The 10,711-nt window shown below is 46.7% G+C and carries 8 protein-coding genes; 5 read left to right on the forward strand and 3 right to left on the reverse strand.

The features are described 5' to 3' along the window. Positions 1–492: 492 nt before the first annotated feature. The gene (locus JUB14_RS18060; RefSeq protein ID WP_207508042.1) at positions 493–1,347 is read left to right on the forward strand and encodes a pirin family protein; all 855 of its coding nucleotides are present in this window, start codon (positions 493–495) and stop codon (positions 1,345–1,347) included. A 107-nt stretch (positions 1,348–1,454) separates the two neighbouring features. On the opposite strand, the gene gcvP is transcribed toward JUB14_RS18060, so the two are convergent. The 3 genes from gcvP to JUB14_RS18075 all read right to left on the reverse strand — a co-directional run bounded on the left by gcvP (position 1,455) and on the right by JUB14_RS18075 (position 6,106). Further along, on the reverse strand, positions 1,455–4,346 hold the full coding sequence (gene gcvP / locus JUB14_RS18065) for an aminomethyl-transferring glycine dehydrogenase (protein ID WP_207508044.1): 2,892 nt from the start codon (positions 4,344–4,346) through the stop codon (positions 1,455–1,457). 181 nt (positions 4,347–4,527) lie between these two features. Beyond that, positions 4,528–4,752 carry a hypothetical protein gene (locus tag JUB14_RS18070; RefSeq protein WP_207508046.1) on the reverse strand — a complete coding sequence of 75 codons (225 nt, stop codon included), beginning with the start codon at positions 4,750–4,752 and terminating at the stop codon, positions 4,528–4,530. A 97-nt stretch (positions 4,753–4,849) separates the two neighbouring features. Then, positions 4,850–6,106: a metallophosphoesterase gene (locus tag JUB14_RS18075; RefSeq protein WP_207508048.1), complete on the reverse strand. Its 1,257-nt coding sequence runs from the start codon at positions 6,104–6,106 to the stop codon at positions 4,850–4,852. A gap of 239 nt (positions 6,107–6,345) precedes the next feature. Here JUB14_RS18075 and JUB14_RS18080 point away from each other — a divergent pair, with 239 nt between their 5' ends. From JUB14_RS18080 to JUB14_RS18095, 4 genes are all read left to right on the forward strand, one after another. Further along, positions 6,346–6,567 carry a hypothetical protein gene (locus JUB14_RS18080; protein WP_207508050.1) on the forward strand — a complete coding sequence of 74 codons (222 nt, stop codon included), beginning with the start codon at positions 6,346–6,348 and terminating at the stop codon, positions 6,565–6,567. A gap of 6 nt (positions 6,568–6,573) precedes the next feature. Beyond that, positions 6,574–7,818 carry a sensor histidine kinase gene (locus JUB14_RS18085; RefSeq protein WP_207508052.1) on the forward strand — a complete coding sequence of 415 codons (1,245 nt, stop codon included), beginning with the start codon at positions 6,574–6,576 and terminating at the stop codon, positions 7,816–7,818. 6 nt (positions 7,819–7,824) lie between these two features. Continuing rightward, the gene (locus tag JUB14_RS18090) at positions 7,825–8,514 is read left to right on the forward strand and encodes a response regulator transcription factor (protein ID WP_207508054.1); all 690 of its coding nucleotides are present in this window, start codon (positions 7,825–7,827) and stop codon (positions 8,512–8,514) included. A gap of 250 nt (positions 8,515–8,764) precedes the next feature. Further along, positions 8,765–10,318 carry a hypothetical protein gene (locus JUB14_RS18095; protein WP_207508056.1) on the forward strand — a complete coding sequence of 518 codons (1,554 nt, stop codon included), beginning with the start codon at positions 8,765–8,767 and terminating at the stop codon, positions 10,316–10,318. Positions 10,319–10,711: the final 393 nt, after the last annotated feature.

Here is a 10,711-nt window from a genome sequence, read left to right on the forward strand (position 1 = left end):
TTACTAGTCACTCCCCTTATCCGTAAAATATAGCTTCCCCCATTCTTCAGTATCACCAATTAGCGCAACACTAGAAGGTATTATTAAACCTTTATAAACCTTTACCTCTATAATAATTGGCTTTGTTAATAAGTCTGTACTTGTCTTCTAGGTATAAATGCGGTAAGAATCATTGACTGAGTTAGTTGAAACCGAAGGACCTGCAAACAAATTCCTATCAATATCAAATTCATTAAGAAACGAGCTGAATTCATCTTGTGCGCTATCATTCATCCAGCTATCACTCCGGCAGGAAGATAGGAATAGAACTACTAATATAAGGTTAAACATTAGAAACGTTTTCAAGCTACCCTCCTATTAAGATTCAAGCCAAAAATGGTATTACTAAAACATGTCTATTAGGATTCCAAATATACTTACTTCCCCAAAACTCAACCCCGCTCCAAGCCGTTAAAGAGTAAGTACATCTCTAAACCTTACTCTTTTGCACGCATGCGAAGCATCAAAAAAATACATACCGCCCACTATGCCCCCATTAGCGACCTGATTACTTACTCACCGCTACCATCGCGGTCGCTGGATCAGGTTGACCCTTTCCTGTTCCTGAACCACCATGGTCCGCAGAAGTACCGGCCTAACAACAACGGTCTTCCCTTCGGGCCGCACCCACACCGGGGCATGGAAACGGTTACGTTCATCCTGGAAGGAGATATTATGCACAAAGACTCTGGCGGCCACGAAAGCGTGATTAACGCCGGAGGGGTACAGTGGATGACCGCCGGCAGCGGCCTCATCCACGCCGAAGTATCCTCGACAGAATTCAAGAAGAACGGCGGCGATATGGAGATTCTGCAGCTGTGGATCAACCTGCCGGCCCGCCTCAAGATGACCAAGCCCGCCTATAAGGGCCTCCAGAAGGAGGATATCCCTAGCATCAGCTTGGATGAAGGAAAGGTAACACTGAACCTCATCTCGGGCGAATTTAATGGACAACAAGGGGCTTTTGAAACGTTGACGGATGTGTTCATGAGTACTGTGTACTTTCAGCCCGGTGGCGAGTTCACAGTACAGGTACCCGCCGAGCGCTCTATCTTCTTCTACGTTGTACATGGTAAGCTCACTGTGAATGATCAGGACGTAGAAGCCCTGCAACTGCTGGAATTTAATTATAATGCGGAGGAGATACAGGTAAAAGCCTCCGAGGATAGCGTCATTCTCTTCGGCCACGCCACACCTTTTGACGAGCCGGTAGTAGCCCAGGGGCCTTTTGTAATGAATACGCAGGAGGAAATTATGGAAGCCTACAGCGATTACCGCGCCGGCAAATTCGGCCAGTGGAATGGGTAAATAGCTGTTAGCTTTTAGTTGTTAGCTTTCAGTTGTTAGCAATTAACTATAAATGAGAGAAGCCCGACCTGTTGGTCGGGCTTCTCTGTTTATGAACTTTCAATATATTAAGCGTTTTCCTCCTGCGATACTTCGGCGTACTCTTCGATAGGTACGCACGAGCAGATAAGGTTGCGGTCACCGTAGGCGCTGTCGACCCGGCTGACGCTCGGCCAGAACTTGTTGAAGCGTAGGTGCGACAGCGGGAAGGCTGCTCTCTCACGGCTGTACGGACGGTTCCAGTTGTCGTCAAGTACCACGCGCGCTGTATGCGGCGCGTTTTTCAACACGTTGCTGGTTTTATCCGCAGCACCTTCTTCAATTTCCCGTATCTCGTTACGAATGGCAATCAGGGTATCGCAGAAGCGATCCAGCTCGGCCTTCGACTCCGACTCAGTAGGCTCGATCATGAGCGTACCGGCTACGGGGAACGACAGCGTTGGCGCATGGTAGCCGTAGTCCATCAGGCGTTTGGCAATATCCTCCGCCTCTACACCTGCGGCTTTGAACGGACGGCAGTCCACGATAAACTCGTGGGCACAGCGGCCATTAGCACCTGCGTACAACTCTACATAGTGGCCTTTAAGCCGCGACTTGATATAGTTAGCATTCAGGATCGCCATTTTAGTAGCATTGGTCAGCCCCTCGGCACCCATCATAGCGATGTACGCGTACGAAATGGTTAGGATGCTGGCGCTGCCATACGGAGCCGCCGACACGGCCGATATAGCCTGCTCACTACCAATCTTCACTACGGCATGTCCGGGCAGGAAGGGTACCAGGTGCTCGGCTACGCCAATGGGGCCCATACCCGGTCCACCACCCCCGTGAGGGATACAGAAGGTCTTGTGCAGGTTGAGGTGGCACACATCCGCACCAATAGTAGCCGGACTAGTAAGTCCTACCTGGGCGTTCATGTTGGCACCATCCATGTATACCTGTCCGCCGTGCTCGTGGATGACAGAACAGATTTCTTTAATAGTTTCTTCAAATACCCCATGGGTAGAAGGATACGTGACCATCAGACACGACAGCTCATTGCTGTACTGCGCGGCTTTGGCTTTTAGGTCTTCTACGTCAATATTCCCACGCTCGTCGCACTTGGTTACGACTACCTTCATACCGGCCATAACGGCGGAAGCAGGGTTAGTACCATGAGCCGAGGACGGGATCAGTGCTACGTTACGGTGCGTGTCACCACGGCTTTCGTGGTACGCCCGGATCACCATTAGTCCGGCATATTCGCCCTGAGCACCCGAGTTAGGCTGCAGCGACATAGCCGCAAAGCCGGTAATCTGGCACAACCAATCGTTCAATTCCTGGAACATCTGCTTGTAGCCCTGAGCCTGCTTCTGCGGAACAAAGGGGTGCATCTTACCAAACTCCGGCCAGGTAACAGGTATCATCTCGGCCGTAGCGTTGAGCTTCATGGTACAGCTTCCCAATGAGATCATGGAGTGTACCAGCGAAAGGTCCTTGTTCTCCAGTGTCTTCAGGTACCTGAGCATTTCGTGCTCAGTATGGTGCGTATTGAATACCGGGTGCGTCAGGTACTCTGATGTACGGGCGAGGTTCTGGGGCAGTTCAATATCAATCTCCTCATCCATCACCATCTCCCCCTGGAAGCCTGATACCTCAGCAAACAGGTTGAGCAATTCTATAACATCGCCGAAGCTCTTTACCTCATCGAACGAAACACCTATTACATCATCGCCAGTATAACGCAGATTGATCCCCCACTTCTGAGACTCCTGCCGGATCTTACCAGCTAATGGCGTCTGGACCGTAACGGTATCGAAGTAGTTCGTGGTAAGTACGTTGTAGTTAAACCGCTTAATGGTTTCAATAAAAAGCTTGGTAAGGCCATGGGTACGGGCAGCTATTGCTTTTAGTCCCTGTGGTCCGTGGTACACCGCATAGGCACCCGCCATAACGGCCAGCAATACCTGCGCGGTACAGATATTAGACGTAGCTTTTTCGCGACGAATATGCTGCTCGCGGGTCTGCAGCGCCATACGCAGGGCACGATTCCCCTCGGCATCTACTGACACACCAATGATACGTCCCGGCAGCTGACGCTTGAAAGATTCTTTGGTAGCGAAGTAGGCGGCATGCGGACCACCATACCCCATAGGTACGCCAAAACGCTGCGCAGAACCTACTACTACATCGGCTCCCATTTCACCGGGAGACTTCAGAAGGGTCAGGGCCAGCAGGTCAGCCGCTACGGCTACTGTTATGTTCAGCTCATGCGCTGAGGCAATAAAATCAGTATAATCAAATACTTCTCCATCCGAAGCCGGATACTGTACCAGCACACCAAACAAATTGGCACTGGTCAGATCAACAGTCTGGTGGTCACCTACTACTACCTTGATACCGATAGGAGTAGCACGGGTATACAGCAAATCAATTGTCTGGGGGTGGCAGCGCTCTGATACAAAGAATGTATCAGCTCCTTTTTTGGCAGCAGCGCGCAGACTATACAGCATAGTCATAGCCTCGGCGGCGGCGGTAGCTTCATCCAACAGAGAAGCGTTGGCTATTTCCATACCGGTGAGGTCAGTCACTACGGTCTGGAAGTTCAGCAGCATTTCCAGTCGTCCCTGCGCGATTTCGGCCTGGTAGGGCGTGTAAGCTGTATACCATCCCGGATTCTCAAGGATATTTCTAAGGATTACATTAGGCGTAATGGTATCGTAATAGCCAGTACCTATGTAGGACTTAAAGATGGTGTTGAGGCGGGCCAGTCGCTTAAAATCCTGCAAAAACTGGTGCTCTGACCTGGGTTGTGGTAAGTAGAGAGGTTTAGTTAGCCGAATGGCCGCCGGAACCGTCTGTTCGATGAGCTCATCGAGAGAGCTAACACCTACTGTATTCAGCATTTCCTGCAGCTCATCTGTATCTTTGCCGTGGTGCCGATCTTCGAATTTTTCTTGATAACTGAGGTTGATTTTCATGCAGTTGAGGCAGAAAATGCCTGTGTAAAAATGTTTATAAACACAAAAGTAAGCAAATCCAACGAATCCCGATGAGAATAGTTGGTATGCTTACCAATGTTGACATAACAAATAGTTTTGACTGGAAGTTTGCTGAAAACCTAGCCAAAACTATTTGTTAGAAAAATTATATAACGGATGATTAATGCTTGGGGCAGTCGCATGAGCTACGACGCTTGAATATGCCCAGGATCTTCTTGCTCCGGGGCTTCTTATAGCCACGGTAGCGCTTCCGCTTCTTTCCTTTCTTCCCCTTTTCTATAAGCTCACTTTTGGTAACGGCCGAAACAGAGGATGCATAAGACTCCATACTATATCCTCCGGTCATCAAACCTACCAGCAGGAGTACAAGCATTTTATTCTTCATGATCTATACGTTTAGTATCCGGTTTATCATCAGGTATTTGTTATTCAACGCATACACTCCTGATATTATTCCCGTTGTGCCTGATTGAATTATAAATCTACGCTTTTACCAGTTCAATAATAGTAATCTCCGGCAGGATACCTACCCGACCCGGATACCCAATATACCCGAAGCCCCTATTTACGTACAGGTACTGATCATCCTGCTCGTACAGCCCACCCCACTGCTTATAGCGGTACTGCACCGGGCTCCACTGGAAGCCGCCGATCTCCACCCCAAACTGCATACCGTGTGTATGACCCGCAAAGGCCACGTCGATATCCTTATACTTTGGAGTTACCTGTGCATTCCAGTGGCTAGGGTCGTGGGATAGCAGTAGCTTGACGGGGTACTTCTCAGCTCCCTGATACGCTTTGGACAGATCGCCATATTGAGCAAATCCTCCCATGCCCCAGTTCTGAATACCAATCAGACCTATCTCTTCACCATCTACCTGTATAGGTACATTCTCATCCATAAGCAGGCGCCAGCCCATGGTATCATGCGCTTTGATAAGGTCACGCAGATTTTGACGCTTCTCAGCCTGGCTGGACCAGTTGGCATAGTCACCATAATCGTGGTTACCCAATACTGAATACACCCCTAGCGGAGCCTTTACTTTACCGAATATCTCCATGTAGTTTTTTACTTCTTCAGCACGGTCGTTGACCAGGTCACCCGTGAACAGCGCCAGGTCAGGCTTTTCTTTCAGCAGCATTTCCACACCACCTTTCACAGCCGTCCGGTTAAAGAAACTACCCGAGTGAATATCCGAGAGCTGAGCGATACGCATACCGTTAAAGGCACTAGGTAGATTCTTGAGGGGAATCTTCACCCGGCGGATGCGGTAGTCGTGGGCGCCGGAAATTATACCAAAGGCAAAGGTACCAAAGAGGCTTCCACCGGCTACCAATGCCACAGACGACATAAACTCAGAACGGGGTATACGCGGAACGGAAGGATCCGTAGTAGGATCGGCTGCCGGTGGTACCACCAGGCTCACGGCCCATTGTACCAGACGACGTACATCGTCGATCAGCAGAAACAGAGCAGCAAAAATCTTTGCAAAATAGGGAATAGCAATACCTGAGATAACAAAGTTACGGGTAGTACGGCCAAAGGTATCCGGCGGCAGAAACTGCACCAGAATGTAAGAGGCTAACGTAATGGCGGTAAAGCCCCAGTACAACCAGGTTACCCAGCGCTGCACATTGGGAGAAGCGGAGCGGATCACTACCTTGAGGGCTTGCCATACGTACCAGTCTATGGCTATGAATACAAATGTAAGTAACAGAAATACTAAGGAACGACTCATGAGTTAACGTAAAATGGGGTCTATGAGAAAACAAACGTTGAGCCGAAGTTTCTTGTTCATTCCATGAACCCGAGCTTCTTAGAATATTTTCCAGTGAAGCTATGAGTACATAAACGGCAAGTTTGAAAGGGTAAAAGGATATTATTTGTAGCTTCGTTAAGGAGAAGTACCCGTAAAAGCTCTTAGTTAAGTGGAAAGCTTGGGGAGGAAAGCTTCTACAGTAGTAATAACATTGAAATATGATAGATTACAATTTCAAGAAATACCACATTCGCTCTATCAACGCCAATTCGGAAGAGGAGCGTGCCGCTATCAATCAGGAACTAAAAGATCTCTATGAATCCTTGTCGGAAGAAGACAAGGCTGAATTCAATCGCCAACTCCAGATCTTCCTGACGAGGGAGGTTGGTCGTCTCAAGAGCGACTACGAGTCGATCAAGGGCTTGAATAATGATAACTAAGTAGCTATGCGCAGGCGAACCATACGGTGGCTGGTGCTACTTTCGGCTTTATCCATCATAGGGGTAATAGTTACGCAGATCTATTGGGTCAAGAAAACGCTGGATGTACGTGAACGCCAGTTTAATCAGCGTGCTCATATAGCTCTGCGTGGTGTAGCAGAAGAACTAGCCCGTATGAACCGGGTAATGCTTAGCACTAATCCGGTAGAGCAACTGTCTCCAACCTACTTCCTGGTCAACACCAATTCTACTACGGAACCTACTATACTGGAGCACTTCTTAAAAACGTACTTTCAGAAACACGACCTTATTACGGATTTCGAAGTAGGTATCTACGACTGTACTACCCATCAGATCCGTTACGGTATGTCGCTCAGCAGCCGTAACAACGTCAAATCTCCTGCCTCAACAGCTAGCTGGATCAAGACCGACAAGTATCCTTACTACTTTGGCGTTCGCTTTCCAAATCAGGTAGAGAGCCTGACTGATAACATGGAGGGTTGGATGCTCTCTTCGATAGTAGTACTGATTGCTCTTAGCTTTTTTGCGTATGCGCTTTTTGTAATTCTCCGTCAGAAGCAGCTATCCGAAATACAGCGTGACTTTGTCAATAATATGACGCACGAACTACAGACCCCTATCTCTACCATTCGCATCGCGGCCGATGTACTTAACACATCCGCTATCCTGAACCAGCCTGAGCGGCACAAGCGCTACGTACAGATAGTCCAGGAGGAGATTATACGGCTACAGCGGCAGGTAGAAACGGTACTGAATATGGCCAAATCTGAGCGTCGGAAGCTCGAGCTGAATATAGAGTGGCTGGATGCACATCAGGTTATTGAATCAACGGCACGTACCTACGATGGTAAAGCCCACCTGCAACTGGAAGCCAGCTCTCCCTACGTACACGCTGATGCGATCCACTTTGGCAACATTATCAACAATCTTATCGATAATGCTCTTAAGTATTCATCCGATAAGCCCGAAGTATTTGTACGTACCTATGATCAGGGAAATGAGTTGGTATTAGCTGTGAAAGATCATGGCATAGGTATTGCTCCTGAATACCACAAAAAGATATTTCAGAAGTTTTTCAGGGTACCCCACGGCAATGTACATAATGTAAAAGGGTTTGGAATTGGGCTTAGTTACGTACGTCAGATTGTCAGGGCTCACCACTGGAAGCTCGAGCTGGATAGTGAGGTAGGAAAAGGGAGCGAATTCAGGATTTATATTCCGAAGAAATAATCCATCATGAAAGCACGCATACTCTACGTTGAGGATGATCCGAACCTTGCCTTTGCGACAAAGGACAATCTGGAAGCTTATGACTATGAAATAGTACATTGTACAGACGGGCGGGAAGCCTGGGAAGCCTTCCAGCAGGACCACTTTGATCTGTGTGTACTTGATATCATGCTACCCCAGATGGATGGCTTTACCCTGGCCCAGCATATTCGCAATGCCGATTCTGAGGTTCCCATTCTGTTCCTTTCGGCACGTTCGCTGCCGGAAGATAAAATTCAGGGATTTGAGCTGGGAGCTGACGACTACATTACCAAGCCTTTCAGTATTCAGGAGCTTATGCTACGGATAGAAGTTTTCCTGCGTCGTAGTAAGAAAGAGCGGCCCCCTTTTAATCACACAAATGAACCTCAGCCAATCGGCAACTACACATTTGACTTCAAAAAGCTCACACTTCAGAATAACGCTGTACATCATACCCTGACCTTCCGAGAGGCAGAAGTACTCAAGTACTTTGCTGATCGGCAGGGGCAGGTGGTCAAGCGGGAAGAATTGCTTAATGCCATCTGGGGCACCGATGACTACTTCAAGGGACGTAGCCTTGATGTTTTCCTGTCCCGGATCCGTAAATACGTTTCTGCTGACCCCTCTATTCGCCTCGACAATATCCACGGCATTGGCTTCCGTATGAGCTGGTAGCTTTTTTTATGTACTGCGTATATAGATGTCATCAATCCCCATCCTTCTTTTTATTAATTTTAGAGGTTAAAACTATGGTATACTTCTTGTTTTGAATCCTATTTTATAAGTAGCTCATAGTTATTTGATAGACTATTAACACACTGTATTCGCCAATATGAAGGCACGCTTAACGAAAAGGGCTTTCCTCCTAGTTCCCATTATAATTTTCTTTTTATACCTACATAAGCATGCCCTGAATGTACCTCTGATGGATGATTTGGATCTAATATCTACCATCAATGATATAAAAGATAATCCTTATAATACCCTTGGGATACTGATCCGTCAGCAGAATGACCATCGTATTCTTTTCTCCCGTCTGGGAATGCTGACTGTTTATCTATTGACCGGAGAGATTAACTTCAGATACACTATCCTTTTAGGCTTTTTCAATCTTGTACTGCTAGCCTATGCATTCTATCTGATATATACTTCTTTCCGTAGAAGTATTATTCTCTTTCTGCCGGTTGTAATACTACTATTCTCTCCTACTGTGTATGCAGTTCACTTATGGAGTATTACTTCGTTCCAGTATACCTTATCTCTTGCCTTTTCCTTCATTAGCCTGTATTTTCTTCAGGAAGATAAAAAAACTACATGGTACTGGTCTATACCTTTTGCGCTTGCTGCTACCCTCACTAATCTGGATGGTCTGAGCGTATTACCCATTAGCCTGTTCTGGCTGCTAATACAGCGCCGGTATTGGCAGGGGCTGCTGCATGTGGCCCTTTCTGCCCTATGGTTAAGTGTCTACTTCTCTAACTTCCGGTTCTCTAGTGCGACGAACCTCAGCCTATCAACAGCCTCTGCTTTCACGGTCTTTAAAAGCTTCGTAGCATTTGTAGGCTCATTTGCCAAAATGTTCTCCGACACACATGCTATCATACTATCCACTTTCTTAGGAGCTCTGATTCTACTAAGTTTTATTAGCCTATTTATTTATAGGAATCTAATACAAACCGTAAGTCAGCGACTTCAAAAAAGCTGGCTGGTTTCTTTTGAGTTTGATCTATTAGATATCTGCTTCTTAAGATTAATGGCAACCAGCTGCATGATAGCAGTCGGAAGATCCTACGCTGGAATAGAAGATATGATGGCCATTCGTTTCCAAGTCTATTCACTCACCATTGTATTGCTATTTTACTTTCTTATAATTCGTAGTATTCGCTTAGGGCGCCCTCATTACGTGATCTTTCTTACAGCTAGTGTTCTCGTAAGTATCTTTTCTTATCTGAAATATGAAAAGGCTGTAATTATTCTTAAACAGGGTCTAAAAGCTGATGCTTATAACTATACTCATAACCAAATATTCCTGCATCAAAATTCTTTTGACCCACCTCAAAGCTTTTTCAGGAACTACACATTCCCTCAATTCTTTGACCAGAGTACTATCAATGCCTGGCAAAGTGGATCATCCTCCAACTCTACAATCAAAGTTGCCTCTATAAAGATACCCAGCAGTGTTCCAATTATTGATAACAGATATCCACTGCTTGATCTTGAGGTACAGAACGCTCCCTCAAGTTTACCTTATGACAGAGCATTCCTTACTCTACAAGGTCAGCAAGACTCTACAAAATGCTACCTGATCAGCCTTCATGATAAAAGCAACTGGCTTAACAAATATGCAAATAACTCCAGTCGTACCTACTCAGGCTTCTTCCCTCTTAAAATACCTCAGGATGTATACGAGTTAAGGATTTGCTGGATTGATAACAATGTACCAAAGAGTATACTGGTAGCATCGCAATACAAGCTCTAGTCCTTACAGTTAATTATTTATTAAGTTGTAGCTACTCACCCATGCTCTACTACGCCAATACTTAGTCACTAATTAACACCATTCTAACACTACTCAGTATCATTAGAGTATTGCCGCACACAAATTGCAGCTCCTTTTACGTAAATAATAAATGTACCACATGAGTGCTATGAAGTCTTGTGATGAGGCTAATGCAGTAGCAACAACAAAGAGAGCCCCATCTATTGTAGTGAGGCTCTCTTTGTTGTTGCTGAAGAGTAGTAGTAGGCAGGTGTATATAAACAGCAAAGGAGCCGCAGCGTTGGCTGTGGCTCCTGTCTTGCTTTGTGGGTTGTGGCGGCTTCCTACTTTACCGGGCGAAGACCCAGTATCATCGGCGGTGCGGGGCTTAAC

The sequence above is a fragment of the Telluribacter humicola genome, from assembly GCF_017355935.1.
GTDB lineage: Bacteria > Bacteroidota > Bacteroidia > Cytophagales > Spirosomataceae > Telluribacter > Telluribacter humicola.